Source organism: Geodermatophilus arenarius, from assembly GCF_042654585.1.
GTDB lineage: Bacteria > Actinomycetota > Actinomycetes > Mycobacteriales > Geodermatophilaceae > Geodermatophilus > Geodermatophilus arenarius.
The window spans coordinates 32,830-54,622 of the sequence record NZ_JBHSGR010000028.1 but is presented as its reverse complement, the minus strand read 5'-3'; the positions used below and the strand labels follow the sequence as shown (position 1 = coordinate 54,622).

19 protein-coding genes and 3 tRNA genes are annotated in these 21,793 nt (G+C 74.8%); 15 read left to right on the top strand and 7 right to left on the bottom strand.

The window, feature by feature from the left end; genetic code table 11:
- The 4 genes from ACFO3M_RS20555 to ilvC form a co-directional block, all read left to right on the top strand.
- On the top strand, window positions 1-1,942 hold a 1,942-nt coding region (locus tag ACFO3M_RS20555), incomplete at its 5' end, for a putative bifunctional diguanylate cyclase/phosphodiesterase (protein WP_387993361.1).
- A 297-nt stretch (window positions 1,943-2,239) separates the two neighbouring features.
- Window positions 2,240-4,108 (top strand): acetolactate synthase large subunit, encoded by a 1,869-nt coding sequence (locus tag ACFO3M_RS20550; protein ID WP_387993358.1) that lies wholly within the window; start codon window positions 2,240-2,242, stop codon window positions 4,106-4,108.
- 91 nt (window positions 4,109-4,199) lie between these two features.
- Complete coding sequence (gene ilvN, locus ACFO3M_RS20545; protein WP_387993355.1) at window positions 4,200-4,727, top strand: acetolactate synthase small subunit; 528 nt, start codon at window positions 4,200-4,202, stop codon at window positions 4,725-4,727.
- 45 nt (window positions 4,728-4,772) lie between these two features.
- Entirely contained in the window at window positions 4,773-5,798 is a 1,026-nt protein-coding gene (gene ilvC, locus ACFO3M_RS20540; protein ID WP_387993352.1) for a ketol-acid reductoisomerase, read from the top strand.
- 66 nt (window positions 5,799-5,864) lie between these two features.
- On the opposite strand, the gene ACFO3M_RS20535 is transcribed toward ilvC, so the two are convergent.
- Both ACFO3M_RS20535 and ACFO3M_RS20530 read right to left on the bottom strand, forming a co-directional pair.
- Window positions 5,865-6,491 (bottom strand): hypothetical protein, encoded by a 627-nt coding sequence (locus ACFO3M_RS20535; RefSeq protein WP_387993349.1) that lies wholly within the window; start codon window positions 6,489-6,491, stop codon window positions 5,865-5,867.
- A gap of 112 nt (window positions 6,492-6,603) precedes the next feature.
- Complete coding sequence (locus tag ACFO3M_RS20530; protein ID WP_387993346.1) at window positions 6,604-7,410, bottom strand: hypothetical protein; 807 nt, start codon at window positions 7,408-7,410, stop codon at window positions 6,604-6,606.
- A gap of 195 nt (window positions 7,411-7,605) precedes the next feature.
- Here ACFO3M_RS20530 and serA point away from each other — a divergent pair, with 195 nt between their 5' ends.
- From serA to cimA, 3 genes are all read left to right on the top strand, one after another.
- Window positions 7,606-9,207: a phosphoglycerate dehydrogenase gene (gene serA / locus ACFO3M_RS20525; protein ID WP_387993343.1), complete on the top strand. Its 1,602-nt coding sequence runs from the start codon at window positions 7,606-7,608 to the stop codon at window positions 9,205-9,207.
- 15 nt (window positions 9,208-9,222) lie between these two features.
- Complete coding sequence (locus ACFO3M_RS20520; RefSeq protein WP_387993340.1) at window positions 9,223-10,245, top strand: 3-isopropylmalate dehydrogenase; 1,023 nt, start codon at window positions 9,223-9,225, stop codon at window positions 10,243-10,245.
- A gap of 250 nt (window positions 10,246-10,495) precedes the next feature.
- A complete protein-coding gene (gene cimA / locus ACFO3M_RS20515) occupies window positions 10,496-12,088 on the top strand; it encodes a citramalate synthase (RefSeq protein WP_387993337.1) in 1,593 nt (530 codons plus the stop codon).
- A gap of 71 nt (window positions 12,089-12,159) precedes the next feature.
- Here the strand turns inward: cimA and ACFO3M_RS20510 are convergent, their stop codons facing one another.
- The 5 genes from ACFO3M_RS20510 to ACFO3M_RS20490 form a co-directional block, all read right to left on the bottom strand.
- A complete protein-coding gene (locus ACFO3M_RS20510) occupies window positions 12,160-12,564 on the bottom strand; it encodes a hypothetical protein (protein ID WP_387993334.1) in 405 nt (134 codons plus the stop codon).
- A gap of 81 nt (window positions 12,565-12,645) precedes the next feature.
- Complete coding sequence (locus tag ACFO3M_RS20505; protein WP_387993332.1) at window positions 12,646-13,299, bottom strand: response regulator; 654 nt, start codon at window positions 13,297-13,299, stop codon at window positions 12,646-12,648.
- On the bottom strand, window positions 13,296-14,408 hold the full coding sequence (locus ACFO3M_RS20500) for a sensor histidine kinase (RefSeq protein WP_387993329.1): 1,113 nt from the start codon (window positions 14,406-14,408) through the stop codon (window positions 13,296-13,298). Before ACFO3M_RS20500 ends, ACFO3M_RS20505 begins: the two co-directional genes overlap by 4 nt.
- Before the next feature lie 163 nt (window positions 14,409-14,571).
- On the bottom strand, window positions 14,572-14,901 hold the full coding sequence (locus tag ACFO3M_RS20495) for a putative quinol monooxygenase (protein WP_387993326.1): 330 nt from the start codon (window positions 14,899-14,901) through the stop codon (window positions 14,572-14,574).
- Between the two features lie 16 nt (window positions 14,902-14,917).
- Window positions 14,918-15,298 carry a VOC family protein gene (locus ACFO3M_RS20490; RefSeq protein WP_387993323.1) on the bottom strand — a complete coding sequence of 127 codons (381 nt, stop codon included), beginning with the start codon at window positions 15,296-15,298 and terminating at the stop codon, window positions 14,918-14,920.
- A 54-nt stretch (window positions 15,299-15,352) separates the two neighbouring features.
- Between ACFO3M_RS20490 and ACFO3M_RS20485 the strand changes: the two genes are divergently transcribed.
- From ACFO3M_RS20485 to galK, 8 genes are all read left to right on the top strand, one after another.
- Window positions 15,353-16,165: a fumarylacetoacetate hydrolase family protein gene (locus ACFO3M_RS20485; protein WP_387993320.1), complete on the top strand. Its 813-nt coding sequence runs from the start codon at window positions 15,353-15,355 to the stop codon at window positions 16,163-16,165.
- Window positions 16,162-17,679, top strand: a complete 1,518-nt coding sequence (gene gltX, locus ACFO3M_RS20480) for a glutamate--tRNA ligase (RefSeq protein ID WP_387993317.1) — start codon at window positions 16,162-16,164, stop codon at window positions 17,677-17,679. Before ACFO3M_RS20485 ends, gltX begins: the two co-directional genes overlap by 4 nt.
- 173 nt (window positions 17,680-17,852) lie before the next feature.
- Window positions 17,853-18,968, top strand: coding sequence for a CPBP family intramembrane glutamic endopeptidase (locus ACFO3M_RS20475; RefSeq protein ID WP_387993314.1), 1,116 nt, complete (start codon window positions 17,853-17,855; stop codon window positions 18,966-18,968).
- Between the two features lie 61 nt (window positions 18,969-19,029).
- Window positions 19,030-19,101: transfer RNA gene (locus tag ACFO3M_RS20470), tRNA-Gln, on the top strand.
- 45 nt (window positions 19,102-19,146) lie between these two features.
- Window positions 19,147-19,219 (top strand) — tRNA-Glu (locus ACFO3M_RS20465).
- A 114-nt stretch (window positions 19,220-19,333) separates the two neighbouring features.
- Window positions 19,334-19,406: transfer RNA gene (locus tag ACFO3M_RS20460), tRNA-Glu, on the top strand.
- A gap of 134 nt (window positions 19,407-19,540) precedes the next feature.
- Window positions 19,541-20,629 carry a galactose-1-phosphate uridylyltransferase gene (galT, locus tag ACFO3M_RS20455; RefSeq protein ID WP_387993311.1) on the top strand — a complete coding sequence of 363 codons (1,089 nt, stop codon included), beginning with the start codon at window positions 19,541-19,543 and terminating at the stop codon, window positions 20,627-20,629.
- The gene (gene galK, locus ACFO3M_RS20450; protein ID WP_387993308.1) at window positions 20,626-21,789 is read left to right on the top strand and encodes a galactokinase; all 1,164 of its coding nucleotides are present in this window, start codon (window positions 20,626-20,628) and stop codon (window positions 21,787-21,789) included. Before galT ends, galK begins: the two co-directional genes overlap by 4 nt.
- The last annotated feature ends 4 nt before the right edge of the window (window positions 21,790-21,793 follow it).

Sequence of the window (21,793 nt, the reverse complement as noted above, 5' to 3'; positions counted from 1 at the left end):
CCCCGCCGTCGCCGACGCCGTCCGCCGCACGCTGCCCCTGCGCGGGGGCGTGCTCGCCCACGGCGCGGCCACCGCCGCGCTGCTCGCGGTCGCCGGCGGCACCGTCGCCGGCCGCCCGCTGCCCGCCGCCGAGGCCGCGGCGACCTTCGTGCTCGTGCTCCTCACCTCGGCGCGGACGCTGTACTGGGCCCGGGACGCCGCCGCCCTGACCCGCCGCCTGGAGCGGACCGAGGGCTGGTTCCGCGCGCTGGTGCACAGCGGCGACGCCGTCACGCTGGTCCTCGACGGCTCCGGCCGGGTCACCTCCGCGACCGGCCCGGTCGCCGAGCGGCTCGGCGTCGCGGAGGAGGACCTGATCGGCCGGGTGCTGCCCGGCCTGCTGCACCCGGGGGACCGGGACCTGCTCGACCGCGTCTCCGCCGCCCTGCGCGACGGCACGCCCGACGGCCTGCCCGCGGCCGGCCGGCTGCGCGCCGCCGACGGCACCTGGCGCGACGTCGAGGTGTCCGGCGCCGCCCCCGCGGCGGGCCGCCGGTCCGGCGACGGGCTGGTGCTGCACCTGCGCGACGTCACCGAGCGCCGCGCCGGGCAGCGCGAGCTCGAGCGGCTGGCCTACACCGACTCGCTCACCGGGCTGCCCAACCGCGCCCGCTTCATGGCCGCCCTCGACGGCGCCCTGACCCAGGCCTCCCGCGGCCGGCGCTCCTGCGTGCTGCTGCTCGACCTCGACGGCTTCAAGGCGGTCAACGACGTCGCCGGGCACGACGCGGGGGACCGGCTGCTGTGCGAGGTGGCCGACTCGCTGCGCGCCGAGGCCCGCGCCGGGGACCTGGTCGCCCGCCTCGGCGGCGACGAGTTCGCCCTCGTCGTCGACGCCGGTCCCGACGAGGCGCTGGCCCTGGCCGAGCGGCTGGTCGCGCGGCTGGACCGCACCCAGCGCTACGCCGCCCCCGGCGACCCGGAGGGCGCCGGCCCGGTGCTGCGCACCTCGGCCAGCGTCGGCGTCACCGAGGTGGTCGCCGGCGCCGACGCCTCGGCGACCGTGCGGGAGGCCGACCTCGCGCTTCGCACGGTCAAGGCACAGGGCAAGAACGGCGTCCGGGCCTCGGGGGAGGCGCTGGTGGAGGAGTCCGCCCGCCGCAGCCGGCTGGCCCGCGACCTGCCCGCCGCCATCGAGCGGGGCCAGCTGCGGGTGGTCTACCAGCCCGTCGCCGGCGTGGCGGAGCGCCGCGTCCTGGGCGTCGAGGCCCTCGTGCGCTGGGACCACCCGGTGCTCGGCCCCGTGCCGCCGGAGGAGTTCATCGGCCTGGCCGAGGAGGACGGGCTGATCGTGCCGCTGCAGCGGTGGGTGCTGCAGACGGCGACCGCCGAGCACGCCCGCCTCGTCGAGCAGGGCCGCGACCTCAAGCTCGGCGTCAACATCTCCGTGCGCCACCTGCAGGCCCGCTGCCTGGTCGAGGACGTCACCCGTGCCCTGCAGCGCTCGGGCCTGCCCACGCACCTGCTGATGGTCGAGGTCACCGAGAGCGTCCTCATGGACGACGACGAGCGGCTGCTGGCCGAGCTCGCCGAGCTGTCCGCGCTGGGCTGCATCGTCTCCCTCGACGACTTCGGCAAGGGCTACTCGTCGCTGGCCTACCTCGCCCGGCTGCCCGTGCAGGTGCTGAAGATGGACCGCGGCTTCGTGTCCGGCATCGACACCGACCCGCGCGGCGCGGCGCTGGTCGGCAGCGTCGTCGACCTCGGCCGCACGCTCGGCATGGACGTCGTCGCCGAGGGCGTGGAGACCCGCGAGCAGATGGCCGTCCTCACCGCGCTCGGCTGCCGGTTCCTGCAGGGCTGGCTGATCGGCCGGCCGGTCCCCGGCCCCGCGCTGCCGGCGCTGGTCGACGCCTTCGACCCCGCCCCGCTGGACGGCCCGGTCCCCGTCGCCGTCCCATGAGACGGACGACACGAGTCCACTGTGTGGGACAGCCTGGTTGACGTCGCGGCGGTCGAGGCGCACAGTGTCCGCGTGACCTCCGCCCGCCTGCTCCTCGTAGTCGCCTAGCGCGCCGGTCGCCCGACCGACGCGCTACGCCCCTCTGTGCCCACGGCACGAGGGGTTTTTTGTTGGCACGAGGCCCGGGGCGGGGCCGGCCCGGCGGACAGCCGGGAGCCTCCCCGCACCCGGGCGACACCGAGCAGACACCCGGAACCGCACGCCCGTCCCGCCCGTCCGGCACAGGAGACGCCCCGCATGACCAGCACCCCGAGCGAGTCCGCCACCCGAGAGGCCGCCGAGGCCCTCACCGGTGTCGAGACGACGGTCCGCTCGATCGCCGAGTCCGCCGCCGAGCCCGCGACCGGCATCACCGGCGCGCAGAGCCTGGTCCGCTCGCTCGAGGCCGTGGGCGTCGACGTCGTCTTCGGCATCCCGGGCGGCGCGATCCTGCCCGCCTACGACCCGCTGTTCGACTCGCGCGTGCGGCACGTCCTCGTCCGGCACGAGCAGGGCGCCGGGCACGCGGCCACCGGGTACGCGCAGGCCACCGGCCGGGTCGGCGTCTGCATGGCCACCTCCGGCCCGGGCGCGACCAACCTGGTCACCCCGCTGGCCGACGCCTACATGGACTCGGTGCCGATCGTCGCGATCACCGGCCAGGTGCCCAGCGGCGCGATCGGGACCGACGCCTTCCAGGAGGCGGACATCCGCGGCATCACGATGCCGATCACCAAGCACAACTTCCTGGTCACCGACCCGGCGGAGATCCCGCAGCGGATCGCGGAGGCGTTCCACCTGGCCGCCACCGGCCGCCCCGGCCCGGTCCTCGTCGACATCCCCAAGGACGTGCTGCAGGCGACCACCGACTTCTCCTGGCCGCCGCGGCTGGACCTGCCCGGCTACAAGCCGACCACCCGCCCGCACGGCAAGCAGGTCCGCGAGGCCGCCGCGCTGATCGCCGGTGCCCGCCGGCCGGTCCTCTACGTCGGCGGCGGGGTGCTCAAGGCCCGCGCCACCGAGGAGCTGGCGGAGCTCGCCGAGCTCACCGGGGCGCCGGTCGTCACCACCCTCATGGCCCGCGGCGCGTTCCCCGACAGCTCGCCGCAGCACCTGGGCATGCCCGGCATGCACGGCACCGTCGCCGCGGTCACCGCGCTGCAGAAGGCCGACGTCCTCGTCGCCCTCGGCGCCCGCTTCGACGACCGGGTGACCGGCCAGCTGTCCTCCTTCGCGCCCGGCGCGCTGGTGGTCCACGCCGACATCGACCCCGCCGAGATCGGCAAGAACCGCCGGGCCGACGTGCCGATCGTGGGCGACGCGAAGGAGACCATCGCGGAGCTCGTGACCGCGCTGCGCGCCGAGCACGCCGCCGGCCGCACGCCCGACCTCGCCGCCTGGTGGGCCCAGCTCGACGACTGGCGGGCGCGCTACCCGCTGGGCTACGACTGGCCCGAGGACGGCTCGCTGTCGCCGCAGTACGTCATCGAGCGGCTCGGCACGATCGCCGGCCCGGACGCGATCTACGCCTCCGGCGTGGGCCAGCACCAGATGTGGGCCGCGCAGTTCATCCGGTACGAGAAGCCGGGCACGTGGCTCAACAGCGGCGGCGCCGGGACGATGGGCTACGCCGTGCCCGCGGCCATGGGCGCCAAGTACGGCCGCCCGGAGACCACGGTCTGGGCCATCGACGGCGACGGCTGCTTCCAGATGACCAACCAGGAGCTGGCCACCTGCGCCATCGAGGGCATCCCGGTCAAGATCGCGATCATCAACAACGGCAACCTCGGCATGGTCCGGCAGTGGCAGACCCTCTTCTACGAGGGCCGCTACTCCAACACCAAGCTGCACCCGGTGGACGACGAGGGCCGGCCCAAGCCGGTGCGCATCCCCGACTTCGTGATGCTGGCCGAGGCGATGGGCTGCGTCGGCCTGCGCTGCGAGTCCAAGGACGACGTCGACGCCGTGATCGAGAAGGCCATGGCGATCAACGACGCGCCGGTGGTCATCGACTTCGTCGTCGGCCACGACGCCCAGGTGTGGCCGATGGTCGCCGCGGGCGCGAGCAACGACGACATCCTCGCCGCGCGCGGCCTGCGCCCGGTCTTCGGCGACGACCAGGTCTGACGGAGGACCCCGTTCCTCCCCACCACTCGCACGCCCGCGGCGGGCCCCTGGAACGGGGCCGAACGACGAATCGGAAGCAGGTTCTTCACAGATGACCCGCCACACCCTGTCGGTCCTGGTCGAGAACAAGGCCGGTGTGCTGGCCCGCGTCTCGGCGCTGTTCAGCCGGCGCGCGTTCAACATCGAGTCGCTGGCCGTCGGGCCGACCGAGAACCCCGACCTGTCGCGGATGACGATCGTCGTCGACGCCGAGTCCGCGCCGCTGGAGCAGGTGACCAAGCAGCTCAACAAGCTCGTCGAGGTCATCAAGATCGTCGAACTGGACGGCGGCGCCGCGGTCCAGCGCGAGCTGCTGCTGGTCAAGGTGCGGGCGCCGATGGCCGAGCGCACGACGGTGCTGCAGACCGCCGAGCTCTTCCGCGCCCGCGTCGTCGACGTCAACACCGACACCGTGACCCTCGAGGCCACCGGCACCCCGGACAAGCTGCAGGCCCTGCTCGCCGTCCTCGCCCCGCTCGGGATCAAGGAGATGGCGCAGTCGGGCACGGTGGCCCTCGGCCGGGGTCCGCGCGCGATGAGCGGCGCCGGTACCTTGCGCCCGGTCGACCGCAGCGCCTAGCCCCCGCACCCCCCGCACGAGAACAACCGAAGGAGCACGCACCGCATGGCCGAGATCTTCTACGACGACGACGCCGACCTGTCGATCATCCAGGGGCGCACCGTCGCCGTCATCGGCTACGGCAGCCAGGGCCACGCGCACGCCCTGTCGCTGCGGGACTCGGGGGTGGACGTCCGCGTCGGCCTGCCCGAGGGCTCCAAGAGCCGGGCCAAGGCCGAGGCCGAGGGCCTGCGGGTCGTCACGCCGGCCGAGGCGGCCGCCGAGGCCGACCTGATCATGATCCTCGCGCCGGACCACGTGCAGCGGACGCTGTACAGCGAGTCGATCGAGCCGAACCTCCAGGACGGCGACGCGCTGTTCTTCGGCCACGGCTTCAACATCCGGTTCGGCTACATCAAGCCCCCGGCCGGCGTCGACGTCGCGATGGTCGCCCCCAAGGGCCCCGGCCACCTCGTCCGCCGCGAGTTCGAGAACGGCAAGGGCGTGCCCTGCCTGGTCGCCGTCGAGCAGGACGCGAGCGGGCAGGCCCTGCAGCTGGCGCTGTCCTACGCCAAGGCCATCGGCGGCGCCCGCGCCGGCGTCATCAGGACGACGTTCGCCGAGGAGACCGAGACCGACCTGTTCGGCGAGCAGGCCGTCCTCTGCGGCGGCGCCAGCGCGCTGATCACCGCCGGGTTCGAGACCCTCACCGAGGCCGGCTACCAGCCCGAGGTCGCCTACTTCGAGTGCCTGCACGAGCTCAAGCTGATCGTCGACCTCATGTACGAGGGCGGCATCGCCAAGCAGCGCTGGTCGGTGTCCGACACCGCCGAGTACGGCGACTACACCTCCGGCCCGAAGATCATCGACGCCCGCGTCAAGGAGTCGATGAAGGAGGTCCTCGCCGCGATCAAGGACGGCTCGTGGGCCGCGGCCTTCATCGCCGACCAGGACGCCGGGGCGCCGGACTTCAAGCGCCGCCGCGCCGAGGCCGAGGCACACCCGATCGAGGAGACCGGCCGCAGGCTCCGCGGCCTGATGAGTTGGGTGTCGGCCTCCGACGACTACACCGGCACCGCCGCCCGCTCGTAGCGTCCCGCGACGCGAACGGCCCCCGCTGCCTGCCGGCAGCGGGGGCCGTTGCGTGTGCGGAGGAGGTCAGTACGCCAGGCCGCGCGAGGCGAAGTACTGCTTGGACTGCGGCTGCTGCAGGAAGAAGACGATCAGGCCCGGCAGCACGAAGCCGAGCAGCGCCGAGAACTCGAAGCCGCCGCCGACGGCCAGCGAGATGACCAGCGTCAGCAGCTGGATGCCGATCGAGGCGTAGCTGCCGAGGAGCAGCAGCCGCGGCGACTTGCCGGTGAGCACCTGGATGCCGCCGACCAGCACGACGACGGCCGTGGCGACCGCCAGCAGGGTGATGATCCCGAGCAGCGGGCTGAGCGCGAACAGCACGCCGATCCCCAGGACGGCGAGCAGGCCGAACAGCGAGCCCAGGCCGCCGATGACGACGCCGATCACCGCGGCTGCGGTGACCTGCCCGGGACGCTGCCCGGCCGGGCCGCCGCCGTACGGGGAGGGGCCGCCGAAGCCGCCGCCGTAGGGGGCCGGGTCGCCGTGCGGCTGCTGGCCGTAGGGCTGGGCGCCGTAGGGCTGCTGGCCGTAGGGCTGGGCGCCGTAGGGCTGCTGGCCGTAGGGCTGCTGGCCGTAGGGCTGGGCGCCGGGCGCACCGTACCCGGGCTGACCCCCCGGCGGCGTGTTCTTGTCGAAGCTGGGGCTGGTCATGCTCGGGTTCCTCCTGGAGGTGGCTCCGCCCTGTCGGCGGTCGGCGGCGGAGTGTAGGGGCTCGCTGGCGTCCGCGGGGGTCCGCCGACGCGACGTCCCCCCACGGACGGACTCAACGACCGCGGCGGGCGCGGTGTGCCGCGAAGAAGGCCGCGGCCGGCTTCATGGACAGCAGCACGACGATCGCCAGCGCCGCCAGGAAGAACAGCAGGCTGGTGACGATCCCTCCGGCACCGGCGGTGTCGGCGTCGGCGAGGTTGCCGATCAGGCCGAACAGGGTGAAGGCCAGGGCGATGGAGCCGCCGACCAGGAGCATCACGCGGCTGCGCCCGGTGAGCGCCCACACCGAGCCCCAGATCATGACGACGGTCCAGACGAGCGCGACCAGGCCGAAGACCAGGATCACGCCGCCGACCGCGCCGGCGACCGACCCGAAGCCGGGGATCTCGCTGTCCAGCTCGTCGCCGGCACTGCTGGCCACCGCGCCGGCGAAGACCAGCAGCAGGCTGATCAGGACGCCGATCGCCCCCAGCACGAAGCCGAGGACGGCCGCGGTGACGACGCCGCCGGGCTTGGCCGGGACGCCGTCCTGGCCGTACTGGCCGTACTGCTGGCCGTAGGGCGCCGGCTGCCCGTACTGGCCGTACTGCTGCCCGTAGGGCTGGGTCTGGCCGTAGTCCTGCTGGCCGTACTGCTGGCCGTAGCCCTGCTGGCCGTAGCCCTGCTGGCCGTAGCCCTGCTGGCCGTACGGCTGGGTCTGCCCGTAGCCCGGTTGCCCGTACTGCTGGCCGTAGTCCTGCTGGCCGTAGTCCTGCTGGCCCTGGCCCTGCTGCCCGTACTGCTGGCCGTACGAGGGGTCCTGGGGCTGGCCCTGGCCGGAGGCCGAGGCCCCGCCGCTGTCCTTGCTGAAGTCGGTCATGGTCTCCTCCGGAGGCGCCGGCTCGTCCCGGCGCGTCGCGCCCAGCGTGCGGGGGGGCCACCCGGCAGGGCAAGCGGCCCTCCCTCCGCGGCGGGGGTGTCGTGGCGGCTGGTGCGTACCGTCACCGCCCGGTGATCACGGGCGGCCCGGACGCGGGACCCCGCCCGGACACCCGCCTCCCTAGGCTGTGGACCCGTGACCGCGAGCGCGCCCGTCGTCCTGATCGCCGAGGAGCTGGCCCCGAGCGTGCTGGGGGTGCTCGGCGACGACGTCGAGATCCGCCACGTCGACGGCGCCGACCGGTCCGCCCTGCTCCCGGCGCTGGCCGACGCCGCCGCGGTCATGATCCGCAGCGCCACGCGGATCGACGCCGAGGCCCTCGCCGCCGCGCCGAACCTCAAGGTCGTCGCGCGGGCCGGGATCGGCCTGGACAACGTCGACGTCAGCGCCGCCACCGAGCGCGGCGTCATGGTGGTGAACGCCCCGACGTCGAACATCGTCAGCGCCGCCGAGCACGCCGTCGCCCTGCTGCTGGCCGCCGCCCGGCAGATCCCGGCGGCCGACGCGTCGCTGCGCCGGGGCGCCTGGCAGCGCTCGAAGTTCATGGGCGTCGAGGTCACCGACAAGGTCGTCGGCGTCGTGGGCCTGGGCCGCATCGGCCAGCTCGTCGCGCAGCGGCTGGCCGCCTTCGGCACCACCCTCATCGCGTACGACCCCTACATCCAACCCGGCCGCGCCGCGCAGCTCGGCGTCCGGATGGTGTCGCTGGAGGAGCTGCTCCGCGAGGCGGACTTCATCACGATCCACCTGCCCAAGACGCCGGAGACGCTGGGGCTCATCGGCGCCGCCGAACTGGCCACCACCAAGCGCGGCGTGATCATCGTCAACGCCGCCCGCGGCGGGCTGGTCGACGAGGCCGCGCTCGCCGACGCGCTGCGCTCGGGCCAGGTCGGCGCCGCCGGCATCGACGTCTTCGCGACCGAGCCCACCACCGACAGCCCGCTGTTCGCGCTGCCCAACACCGTCGTCACCCCGCACCTGGGCGCCTCGACGGCGGAGGCGCAGGACAAGGCCGGCACCGCCGTCGCGCACTCGGTGCGGCTGGCGCTCCAGGGCGAGTTCGTGCCGGACGCGGTCAACGTGCAGGCCGGCGGCGTCGTCGCCGAGGACGTGCGGCCCGGGCTGCCGCTGGCCGAGCGGCTGGGCACGGTCTTCACCGCCGTCGCCGGGGGGCTGGCCCAGTCGGTCACCGTCGAGGTCCGCGGCAAGCTCGCCGAGTTCGACGACTCGGTGCTGCAGCTGGCCGTGCTCAAGGGCGTCTTCGCCGACGTCGTCGAGGAGCAGGTCACCTACGTCAACGCGCCGCTGCTGGCCCAGCTGCGCGGCCTGGACGTGACCCTCACCAGCGACCTCGACAGCCCCGACTACCGCAACCTCGTCCGGGTGCGCGGCGCGATGGCCGACGGCCGCGAGGTCTGCGTCTCCGGCACGCTGTTCGGCAAGAACCAGGTGCCCAAGCTGGTCGAGGTCGACGGCTTCGACATGGACCTCGACCTGTCCGGCCACCTGCTGTTCTTCGTCTACACCGACCGGCCCGGCGTCGTCGGCACCGTCGGCGCGGCGCTGGGCGAGGCCGGGATCAACATCGCCGGGGCGCAGGTCAGCCGCACCACCCGCGGCGGCGAGGCGCTCATGGCGGTCGTCGTCGACAGCCCGGTGGCCCCCGACCTGCTCGCCGGCATCGCCGGCCGGATCGGGGCGCGCGAGGCCCGCTCCGCGGACCTCGACCCGCGCTGACCTAGGGTCGTCGTCATGCGCCTGGCTGTGATCGCAGGGGACGGCATCGGTCCCGAGGTGGTGGCCGAGGGCCTCAAGGTCCTGGGCGCCGTCGCCCCCGACCTGGAGACGACGCCCTACGACCTCGGCGCCGCCCGCTGGCAGCGGACCGGCGAGCTGCTGCCGGACTCCGTGCTCGAGGAGCTGCGCGGGCACGACGCGATCCTGCTCGGCGCGATCGGCGACCCGGGCGTGCCGCCGGGCATCCTCGAGCGCGGGCTGCTGCTGCGGCTGCGCTTCGAGCTCGACCACCACGTCAACCTGCGCCCGGCCAGGCTCTACGACGGCGTCCGCAGCCCGCTGGCCGACCCCGGCACCATCGACATGCTCTGCGTGCGCGAGGGCACCGAGGGTCCCTACGTCGGCAACGGCGGCGTGCTGCGCCGCGACACCCCGCACGAGGTGGCCACCGAGGTCAGCCTGAACACCGCCTTCGGCGTCGAGCGGGTGGTCCGCTACGCCTTCGAGCGGGCGACCGCGCGGCCGCGCCGGCACCTCACGCTGATCCACAAGACCAACGTGCTCACCCACGCCGGGTCGCTGTGGTCGCGGACGGTGGAGGAGGTGTCGGCGGAGTTCCCCGAGGTCACCGTGGCCTACCAGCACGTGGACGCGGCCTCGATGTTCTTCATCACCGACCCCGGCCGCTACGACGTCATCGTCACCGACAACCTCTTCGGCGACATCGTCACCGACGTCGCCGCGGCGGTCACCGGCGGCATCGGCCTGGCCGCCAGCGGCAACCTCGACGCCTCGGGCACCAACCCGAGCATGTTCGAGCCGGTGCACGGCTCGGCGCCGGACATCGCGGGCAAGGGCATCGCCGACCCGACGGCGACCGTGCTGTCGGTCGGCCTGCTGCTCGAGCACCTCGGCTCCGCCGACCTCGCCCGCAAGGTGAACGCCGCCGTGGCCTTCGACCTGTCGACCCGCGACCCGCAGGCGCAGGTCCGCACCGCCGAGGTCGGCGACCGCCTGGCCGCCCTCGCCGGCGGCTGAACCGGCTGCTGGACCGGCTGCTGGACCGGCACCGACCTCGCCGTGCGGTGCCCGGCCCCGCCCCGCACGGTGAGGCCGGGCACCGCCGCGTGCGGTCGGCGGCGTTAGACTCCGCGGCGATGCACCTGTCCGGCACGATCATCATCGCCTAGCGCGCGGTCAGCACCCCCGACCGCGCGCAGACCCTCCGTACCCGGGGGGTCTTTCTCGTGTCAGGGGCCTGATCGCCGTCGACCCCCCGGGAGCACCCGTGGCCACCGACAGCCCGACCGCCGTCAGCACCGACTTCCACGTCTTCGACACCACGCTGCGCGACGGCGCCCAGCGCGAGGGGATCAGCTTCTCCGTCGCCGACAAGCTCGCCACAGCGAGGCTGCTCGACGAGATCGGCGTCGGCTACATCGAGGGCGGCTGGCCGGGGGCGCTGCCCAAGGACACCGAGTTCTTCGCCCGCGCCCGCAGCGAGCTCAAGCTGCGGCACGCGGTCCTGGTCGCGTTCGGCGCCACGCGCAAGGCCGGCGTCCGGGTGGAGGACGACCCGCAGGTGCGCGCGCTGCTCGACGCCGAGACGCCGGTGGTCTGCTTGGTCGCCAAGTCCGACGTCCGGCACGTGCGGGAGGCGCTGCGGACCACGCTCGAGGAGAACCTCGCGATGGTCGCCGACACCGTCGCCCACCTCGTCTCCCACGGCCGCCGGGTGTTCCTCGACTGCGAGCACTTCTTCGACGGCTACGCCGCCGACCCCGACTACGGCGTGGCGGTGCTGCGGGCCGCGTTCGGCGCGGGCGCGGAGGTCGGCGTCCTGTGCGACACCAACGGCGGGATGCTGCCGATGGGCGTGGCCCGGGTGGTCGCCGACGTCCGGTCGCGGGTGGAGGGCCGGCTGGGCATCCACTGCCAGGACGACACCGGGTGCGCCGTCGCCAACTCGCTGGCCGCCGTCGAGGCGGGGGTGACCCACGTGCAGGGCACCGCCAACGGCTACGGCGAGCGGGCCGGCAACGCCGACACCTTCGCGCTGGTGGCCAACCTGGTCACGAAGATGGGCCTGCCGGTCGTGCCCCCGGAGTGCCTGGCCGAGCTGCAGCGGGTCAGCCACGCGATCGCCGAGCTGGCCAACATCGCCCCCGACGACCACCAGCCCTTCGTCGGCGCCTCGGCGTTCGCCCACAAGGCCGGCCTGCACGCCAGCGCGATCAAGGTCAGCCCGGAGCTCTACAACCACCTCGACCCGGCCGTCGTCGGCAACGACATGCGCATCCTGGTCACCGAGATGGCCGGCCGCGCCTCGGTGGAGCTCAAGGGCCGCGAGCTCGGCGTCGACCTCGAGGGGCACGCCGACGCCGTCGGCCGGGTGGTGGACCAGGTCAAGGTGCTCGAGGCCGAGGGCTGGTCGTTCGAGGCCGCCGACGCCTCCTTCGAGCTGCTGCTGCGCTCCCAGCTGCCCGGCGCCCCCGCCCCGCTGTTCGAGCTGGAGAGCTACCGGACGACGGTCGAGCACTGGGCCAACGGCGTCGTCATGAGCGAGGCGACGGTGAAGGTCCACGTCGACGGCGAGCGGATCATCAGCACCGGCGAGGGCAACGGCCCGGTCAACGCGCTGGACAACGCGCTGCGCCAGGCGCTGGTCAGCCGGTACCCGCGGCTGGCCGACGTCTCGCTGGCCGACTACAAGGTCCGCATCCTCGGCTGGAAGGGCGGCACCAGCGCGACCACCCGGGTGCTCGTCGACACCACCGACGGCGTGGGGGAGTGGACCACCGTCGGCGTCCACGACAACATCGTCGAGGCCTCCTGGCACGCGCTGGTCGACGCGCTGACCTACGCCGTCCGCCACCGTTAGGCCGCGGGGGGTGGGCTCAGCGCAGGCCGGGACGGCACCTGGTCGCGGTGTCGGCCGGTGGGCCGACGAGGTCAGTGGTACTCGTCGAGGCGCCACCACATCGCCAGCGCCATCGCCGGGAGCATCAGCACGTGCCCGGCGGTGAACAGGGCCGGCGCTGAGACGGTCCCGGTCCAGTACGGCACCAGCAGGACGGCGAACGGCGCGTACATGGCCGCGGACATCTCCGCGATCGCCGGCCACGAGTGCCTGCGGAAGCGCATCCAGGCGGCCATCCCGATCGCCATCTCGGTCGCCATCACGATCGCGTGGACGTCGGCGCGGTCGTCGAGCCCCGGCCAGAGCCAGGTCCCGACCGGGCCGAGGACCACCATGCCGGCGACCATCGCCACGACCATCTCCAGGTAGTGGCGGACCAGGTGCCAGGTGTGCCGGGTGCGCGTGGGGGTCTGCCCGGGAGGGGTCTGCGTCGTCATGCCGGAGAGGGTCGGGCGCGGCGCCGTCCCCGCCACGTGCCGGAGGTCACGGCCGCCGGTCACGGTCCGGCGTGACCGGCCTCAGACCAGGTCGAGCGCGCGGGCGCGCAGTGCCGCCTGCGTGCGGTCCCGGGCGCCGAGCTTGCCCAGCACGCTGGTGACGTGGTTCTTGACCGTGCCCTCCGCCAGGTACAGCGTCCGCGCGATCTCCCGGTTGCTGCGGCCCTCGGCCAGCAGCCGGAGGACGTCGAGCTCGCGGTCGGACAGCGGCACGACCAGCGGCTGGGGCCGCGGTCGCGGGGCGTCGTCGAGCTGCGTGAAGCGGGCGACCACCTTGGCCGCGACCGATGGCTGCAGCACCGACTCGCCGCGGGCGGCCGACAGCACCGCCTCGACCAGGCGGTCGGAGGAGACGTCCTTGAGGAGGTAGCCCAGCGCGCCGGCGCGGAGCGCGGCGAAGACGTCCTCGTCGTCGTCGAAGGTGGTCAGCGCCAGCACCCGGACGTGCGGCTGCTCCACCCGCAGCCGGCGGGTCGCGCCGATCCCGTCCAGCACCGGCATGTGCAGGTCCATGAGGACGACGTCGGGACGCACGGCCGCCGCCCGCTCCAGCGCCTCGTGCCCGTCCCCGGCCTCGCCGACGACCTCGACCTCCGGCCGCGCGCCGAGCAGGGTGACCAGCGCCTCCCGGAACAGGGCCTGGTCGTCGACGACGAGCACGCGGACGGCGCTCACCCGGGCACCTCGACCAGCAGCTCGGTGCCTGCTCCGCCGCACGGCCCCACGGTGACCCGGCCGCCCACCCGGGCGGCGCGCTCGCGCACCCCGAGCAGGCCGAAGGTGGGCCGGTCCCCGGGGGTGTCGGGGATGCCGCGGCCGTCGTCGCGGACCGCCAGCCGCACGGTGCCGTCCCCGCCGTAGACCAGCGTCACCCGCGCGCAGGTCGCGCCGGCGTGCTTGCGCACGTTGGTCAGCCCCTCCTGCGCCGACCGGAACAGCGACTCCTCGGTCTCCTCCGGCAGCGGTCGCTCGGGCCCGCTGACCTCGAGCGTGGCCGGCAGCCCCGCGGCCGCGGCCTCGCCGGTCAGCGTCTCCAGCGCCACGCGCAGGGGCGGGCGGGACACCGGCGCCCGCAGCGTCGCCACCGACCGGCGCACCTCCGCCAGCGCCTCGCTCGCCTGCGACTGGGCCTTGGCGAGCACCTCGTCGGCGCGCGCCGGATCGGTCGGCAGCACCGCGCGGGCGGCCTGCACCTGCATCTGGACGACGGTCAGGTGGTGGCCGAGGCCGTCGTGGATGTCGCGGGCCAGCCGGTTGCGCTCCCGCGTCGTGGCGAGCTCCCCGGCCTGGGCGGCGTACCCGCGCAGCAGCTCGTTGGCCTCGGCGAGCTCCGCCCGCGCCCGCTGCGCCTGCTGCAGCAGCGCGGTCACGACGGCGGTGAACACCGCGGCGCCGAGCAGCCCGAGCGCGTTGCGGGCGAAGTCGGCCCACCCCATCCCGAGGTGCACCAGCGGCACGACCAGCGTCACCGCAGCGGCGGCGGGCAGGGGGAGCAGCAGCACGCACTGGGCCACCAGCACCAGCAGCAGGAGGGTCGCCCCGACGCCGGCGTGCGCCGCGCCGAACAGCAGGACCCCGAGCGGCAGCTGCAGGCAGACGTGCCCGGCCGTCAGCCAGTACCGGCGCGGGGCCGGCTGCCGGGCCAGCCACGGGAACGTCACCAGGCTGTGAGCCGCGTACGTCGTCCCGAGGGCGACGGCGAGCAGCGGGTGCGGGTCGTCGGTGGCCTCGACCGCGACGGTGAGCAGCGCCAGCAGGGTCAGCACCGCGAGCGCGCGGGTCACCCGCTCACTGTCGCGCCGCCGCCGCGCCGGGGTCAACACCGTCGCCGGCCTCCGGCCGACACCGCGGCCGGAGGCCGTCCCCCGTTCCGCTGAGCCACGCCACGCCACGCCACGCCGTCCCGGCCAGGGGCCTCCGGCCCCGCGACCGGTCCGCCGTCGGGCGTCAGTGCCGGGGCTTCACCTCGCCCATCGGGCCGAAGCCGGACACCGACGGCTCGTCGATGTAGATGATCTGCGGCTGCTCGGCCACGAGGTCCGACATCCAGTCGAAGGCGGCCTTCGCGTGCGGGGTGGCCACGTGCGAGGCGCCGGCCTCGGAGTCCCGGAAGCCCTCGATGCAGACGAAGGTGTTCGGGTCCAGCACGCTGCGCGACCACTCGAAGAAGAGGCTGCCCTCCTCGGCGTTGACCGCGGCGGCGTACTCGTCCGCGTGCGCGCGGAACTCCTCGATCTTGTCCGGCCGGACGGGGAACTTGATGACGATCAGGATCACGGGACTCTCCTCGGGGTCACAGCGGGTCGAGACGGCGGCGCAGCAGGCAGAACGGGTTGCCCTCCGGGTCGGCGAGCACGTGCCAGGACTCCCCGCCGCTCTGCCCGACGTCGGCGCGCGTGGCCCCGAGGTCGAGCAGCCGCTGCAGCTCGGCGTCCTGGTCACGGTCGGTGGGGTTGACGTCGAGGTGCAGCCGGGGCTTGCCAGGCGCCGGGTCGGGCACCGGCGCGAACACCAGCGTGGGGGCGCCGCCGCCGAAACCGGCCTCCGGCCCGATCTCGACCGCCCCGTCGTCGTCGCGGCCGAGCACCCGGTAGCCGAGCACCCCGGCCCACCAGGCGGCGAGCGCCTCGGGGTCCCGGCTGTCGACGACGATCTCGCTCAGACGGCAGGCCACCCGGTCACCGTAGGGCGGGCGGCGGGTGGGCGCGGGGTCAGTAGCCTCGACGTCGTGCGCATCGTCCGCTTCGCCTCGCCCTCGGGCATGTCCTTCGGAGTCCTCGACGGCGACGGCCAGGTCGCCCAGATCGAGGGCCACCCGTTCGGGACCATCTCCTTCACCGGCCAGCGCCACGCGCAGGCCGACGTCCGGCTGCTGTCGCCGATCCTGCCGAGCAAGGTGGTCTGCGTCGGCAAGAACTACGCCGACCACGTCAAGGAGATGAACACCGGCGACGCCCCGGAGCGGCCGCTGCTGTTCCTCAAGCCCTCGACGTCGGTCATTGGCCCCGGCGACGCCATCCGCATCCCGGCCGGCAGCACCAACGTGCACCACGAGGTCGAGCTCGCCGTCGTCATCGGCGCCCGCGGCGCGCGCAACCTGACGCCCGAGCAGGTCCCGGGCAGCGTCTTCGGCTACACGATCGGCAACGACGTCACCGAGCGGGACATGCAGAAGGCCGACGGGCAGTGGACCCGCGCCAAGGGCTTCGACTCGTTCTGCCCGCTCGGCCCGTGGATCGAGACCGACCTGCGCGGCCTGGGCAAGGACCCGGCCGACCTGGAGATCACCTGCACCGTCGACGGCGAGCCGCGGCAGGCCGGGCGCACCAGCCAGCTGCTGTTCGACGTGCCCACCCTGGTCAGCTACATCTCGCAGGTGATGACGCTGCTGCCCGGCGACGTCGTCCTCACCGGCACCCCGGCCGGGGTCGGGCCGATCCGGCCCGGCCAGCGGGTCGAGTGCTCGATCGAGGGCCTGGGCACGCTGACCAACGCCGTCAGCGGCGCCGACACCGCCTCCACCGCGGGCGGCGCACGATGAGCACCCCGGCGAGCACCCCGGCGAGCACCCCGGCGAGCACCGTGCGCACCCGGTTCTGCCCGTCGCCGACCGGCATGGTGCACGTCGGCCTGCTGCGCACCGCGCTGTTCAACTGGGCGCACGCCCGGCACACCGGCGGCACGTTCGTCTTCCGCATCGAGGACACCGACGCCGCCCGCGACTCCGAGGAGTCCTACCGGCACCTGCTGGACTGCCTGCGCTGGCTGGGCCTGGACTGGGACGAGGGCCCCGAGGTCGGCGGCCCCCACGGCCCCTACCGGCAGTCGGAGCGGCACGAGGTCTACCGCGAGGTCGCGGCGAAGCTGCTCGCGGCCGGGCACGCCTACGAGTCCTTCTCCACCAACGAGGAGGTCGAGGCGCGGCGGCTGGCCGCGGGACAGGACCCCAAGCTCGGCTACGACAACGCCGACCGCTTCCTCACCGACGCGCAGAAGGCCGCCTTCCGCGCCGAGGGCCGCGACCCGGTGCTGCGGCTGCGGATGCCCGACGAGGACCTGGTGTGGACCGACCTGGTCCGCGGTGAGGTCCGCTTCGCCGCCGGCTCGGTGCCCGACTTCGTCCTCGTGCGCGGCAACGGCGTGCCGCTGTACCCCTTCGTCAACCCCGTCGACGACGCCCTGATGGGCATCACCGACGTGCTGCGCGGCGAGGACCTGCTGCCCTCGACCCCCCGCCAGCTCGCCCTCTACGCGGCGCTGCAGGACGTCGGCGTGGCCAGTGGCACCCCGCGCTTCGGCCACCTGCCCTACGTGACCGGCGAGGGCAACAGGAAGCTGTCCAAGCGCGACCCGCAGTCCAACGTCGACGTCTACCGCGAGCGCGGCTTCCTGCCCGAGGGCTTCGCCAACTACCTGGCGCTGCTCGGCTGGTCGATCGCCGAGGACCGCGACGTGTTCTCCACCGCCGAGATGGTCGAGGCCTTCGACGTCACCCGGGTCAGCGCCAACCCGGCCCGCTTCGACGTGAAGAAGGCCGAGGCGATCAACGCCACGCACGTCCGCGAGCTGCCGGTGGAGGAGTACGTGGCCCGCGTGGTGCCCTTCCTCGCCGGCGCCGGACTGGTCGCCGACCCGCCGACGGCCGAGCAGGACCGGGTGCTGCGCGCGATCGCCCCGATGGCGCAGGAGCGGACGGTCGTCCTCTCCGACGCCGTCGGCCTGCTCGGGTTCCTCTTCACCGAGGAGGTGGCCATCGACCCGGCCGCGGCGGCCAAGAACCTGCGGCCCGACGACGCCGCGGTGCTCGACGCGGCCGCCGACGCGCTGCGCGACCTGGCCGACTGGAGCCCCGCCGGCATCGAGCAGGCGCTCAAGGCCGCACTCGTCGAGGGCCTGGGCCGCAAGCCGCGGCAGGCGTTCGGGCCGGTGCGGGTGGCGGTGAGCGGCCGCACGGTCTCCCCGCCGCTCTACGAGTCGATCGAGCTGCTCGGCCGCGAGCGCACCCTGGCCCGGCTGGCGGCGGCCCGGGCGACGACGGGGGACACGGCGGGGTGACCGTCCCGCCCTGGGGACCGCCGCCCCCGGACCGCCCGCCGGCCCCGGAGGACGAGCCCTACACCGGCCCGCCGCCCACCGGCCCGTACGGGGCGCCGCCCCAGGTCCCGGGCACGCCGTACGGCGGCGGGGCGGCCCCGTGGGCGCCGGCCGGGGGAGGAGGGCCCGGGCCGGTGCCCTGGCCGCTGGGGCCGGTGCCCCTGCCGCCGGGCCCGCACGGCCCGGCCGGGCACGGTGCGTTCCCGCCGCCGGGGCCGTTCCCGCACGCCCCCCACCCGCACGCCCCCCACCCGCACGCCCCCCACCCGCCGGCGCCGTTCCCGCCCGGCGTCGCGCTCGCGCCGCCGCCCGGGACGCCGCCGCACGACGAGCCGCAGCCCTACCTGCTCGCGATGCGCGCGCGGGACTGGGGCTGGTGGCGGCCGCTGCTGGGCCTGCTGCTGTTCACCGTCGCCTACGGGGTCGCCGCGTTCGTCGTGGTCCTCGCCGTGCTCCTCACCGGCGTCACCCCGGACCTGCAGCTGCTCGACCTGGTCGACCCCGGCGTGCTGCTGCTCACCAACCTCTCGCTGATCGTGGCGATCCCCATCGTCTGGCTGGCCTGGGTCGCCGCCCACGGCATGTCGCCGGGGTGGTCGTCGTCGGTGCTCGCCCGCCTGCGCTGGCGGCTGTTCGCGCCGCTCACGCTGCGCGCGCTGGCCACCCTCGGCGTCGGCATCGCGCTCTCGGTCACCCTCGGCTACCTGCTCGACGACGGCGAGGTCACCGGGCCGGTCGACGACCTGGGCTGGCTGCTGCTGGTCGTGGTCCTCACCACACCGCTGCAGTCGGCGGCCGAGGAGTACGTCTTCCGCGGCTACCTCAGCCAGGCGATCGCCGGCTGGATCCGCGACCCGCGTGCCGGCGCGGTGGTGGCCGCGGTGGTCACCGCCGCGCTGTTCTCGCTGGCCCACGCGCCGGGCGACGTCGTCACCTTCCTCGACCGGTTCGCCTTCGGGCTGGCCGCCTCGGCAGTGGTCTTCCTCACCGGCGGCCTCGAGGCGGCGATCGTGCTGCACGCGGTCAACAACGTGCTGGTGTTCCTCCTGGCCGGGACGCTCGGCGAGGACGTCGCCACGGAGGAGGTCCCGGCCGGCGTCGGGCTGCTGTACCTGCTGGTCACGCTCGTGTCGATGGGCGCCTACGTCGCGGTCGTGGCGGCCTCCCGCCGCCGGCTGCGGTTCGAGACCCTGACCGGGGCGCAGGACCTGCGCGTCCCGGCGGGCGACCCGCGGACCGGGGGGTGGTGACACGGCCTCCGGGAACGTCGGGTATCGTCTTCCCCGGCGCCGCGAGGTGCCCGCCAAACCTTGGGGTATGGGGTAATTGGCAGCCCGACGGATTCTGGCTCCGTTAGTCTAGGTTCGAGTCCTGGTACCCCAGCGAGGAAGCACCACCTCCTCACCAGCACGACCAGCACCACCGCACGGCCCCGTCGTCTAGCGGCCCAGGACGCCGCCCTCTCACGGCGGTAGCGAGGGTTCGAATCCCTTCGGGGCTACAGCGCAGCGAGAGCCCCCGGTCACCGACCGGGGGCTCTCGCCGTTCCGGGGGGCCCGCCGGGCGGACCCGGTCGGAGGTGCCGGCGCGGGGCGTGGCAGGATGGACGCCGTCCGGCCCCGTCGTCTAGCGGTCCAGGACGCCGCCCTCTCACGGCGGTAGCGAGGGTTCGAATCCCTTCGGGGCTACAGCACGCAGGGCCCCCGGCCACCCGGCCGGGGGCCCTGCGCCGTTCCGGGACCCCCCCCCGAGTGGCCCATGATCGTGAGCGGACGTAGCGTTCCCAGGGCCCCATCCCGGGCCGGGAACGGAGGCGGACACGGTGATCCGGACCAGTCGACGGCTGGCCGACGGCCGCGAGATCGTCTACTTCGACGCCGACGGCACGCCCGCCCGCGTCGCCGAGGACACCCGCGACCTGCCACCCGTCGGCACCCACTCGCAACTGCGCCGGGACGCGCTGCTCGGCGAGTGGGTGGTGATCGCCGCCCACCGGCAGACGCGCACCTTCCTGCCGCCGGCCGACCAGTGCCCGCTGTGCCCGTCGCGGCCCGGCCGGCCCACCGAGGTGCCCGAGGCCGACTACCAGGTCGCCGTCTTCGAGAACCGCTTCCCCTCGCTGTCCACCGCCGTCGACCGCGACGTGCCGCCCACCGCGCCCGGCGCCCCGCTGGCCGAGCTGCGGCCCGGGTTCGGCCGCTGCGAGGTGGTGCTGTTCACCAGCGACCACGACCAGCACTTCGCCGGGCTGGGCCGCGACCGCGCGCGGCTGGTCGTCGACGTCTGGGCCGACCGCACCGCGGAGCTCGGCGGCATCGACGGCGTCGAGCAGGTCTTCTGCTTCGAGAACTCCGGCGAGGAGATCGGGGTGACGCTGTCCCACCCCCACGGGCAGATCTACGCCTACCCGTTCGTGACCCCGCGGGTGGAGAAGGTGCTCGCCTCGGTGCGCCGGCACCGCGAGGAGACCGGCGGGGACCTGTTCGCCGAGGTCGTGGAGTCCGAGCGCACCGGCCCCCGGGTGGTGGCGGCGAACGAGCACTGGGTGGCCTTCGTGCCGGCCGCGGCGCGCTGGCCCTACGAGGTGCAGCTGTTCCCCACCCGCCGGGTGCCCGACCTGCCCGCCCTCGACGACGCGCAGCGGGACGCGCTGGCCGAGGTCTACCTCGACGTCCTGGGCCGCTTCGCGCACCGCATGGACACCCCGATGCCCTACATCGCCGCGTGGAACCAGGCGCCGGTGCGCACCGGCCGGGAGGACTGGTGGCTGCACCTGCAGCTGTTCTCGCTGCGCCGCGCGCCGGGCAAGCTCAAGTACCTGGCGGGCTCCGAGTCGGGGATGGGCGCGTTCATCACCGACACCAACCCCGAGGACGTCGCCGAGCAGCTGCGGAACGTGGTGGTCCCGTGAGCGAGCTGCCCACCGACGAGGAGGCCGCGGCCCGCGCCGCCGCCGCGTTCACCGGGCGGTTCGGCGCCGCGCCCGAGGGCGTCTGGGCCGCGCCCGGGCGGGTCAACGTGATCGGCGAGCACACCGACTACAACGGCGGGCACGTGCTGCCGGTCGCGCTGCCGCACACCACCCGGGCCGCGGTCGCCCGCCGCGACGACGGCCGTCTGGTCCTCGTCTCCGCCCAGCACCCCGGCGCCGACGCCGACGTCGCGGTCGCCGAGCTCGAGCCCGGCACCCCCGGCGGCTGGGCCGGCTACCCGGCCGGCGTCGTCCACCAGCTGCGCGAGGCCGTGCCCGGGGGCCTGAGCCTGCTGGTCGACGGCGACGTCCCGGCCGGCGCGGGGCTGTCGTCGTCGGCGGCGCTGGAGTGCGCCGTCGCCGTGGCCCTGCGCGACCTGCTGGACCTCGACCTCGGCCCGGACGAGCTGGTCGACGTCGCCCGGCGGGCCGAGAACGACTTCGTCGGCGCGCCCACCGGGATCCTCGACCAGTCCGCGTCGGTGCTGTGCACCGCCGGGCACGCGCTGCACCTGGACACCCGCGACCGCGGCAGCGAGCAGGTCCCCCTCGACCTGGAGGCGGCCGGCCTGGCGCTGCTGGTCGTCGACTCGGGCACCACCCACAGCCACGCCGACAGCGGCTACGGCGACCGGCGCCGCGAGTGCGAGGAGGCCGCCCGGCGGCTCGGCGTCGGCCTGCTCTGCGAGGTGACCGGCGTCGACGCGCTCGCACCGCTGGACGACGGCACGGAGCGCGGCGCGCTGCTGCTGCGCCGGGCCCGCCACGTGGTCACCGAGGACGCCCGCGTCGAGGAGGTCGTCGGCCTGCTGCGCGCCGGCGGCGACCCGCGGGAGGTCGGCGCGGTGCTCACCGCCGGGCACGCCTCGCTGCGCGACGACTTCGAGGTGTCGGTGCCCGAGCTCGACGCGATCGTCGAGACGGCGCTGGCCGCCGGGGCGCACGGCGCGCGCATGGTCGGCGGCGGCTTCGGCGGGAGCGCGGTCGCGCTCGTCGACGCCGCGGCCGTCGACGACGTCGCCGCCGCCGTCGCCGGGCGCGCCGGCGCCCCCCGCTCCTACGTCGTGGTCCCCTCCGCGGGGGCCCGCCGCCTGTCCTGACCCG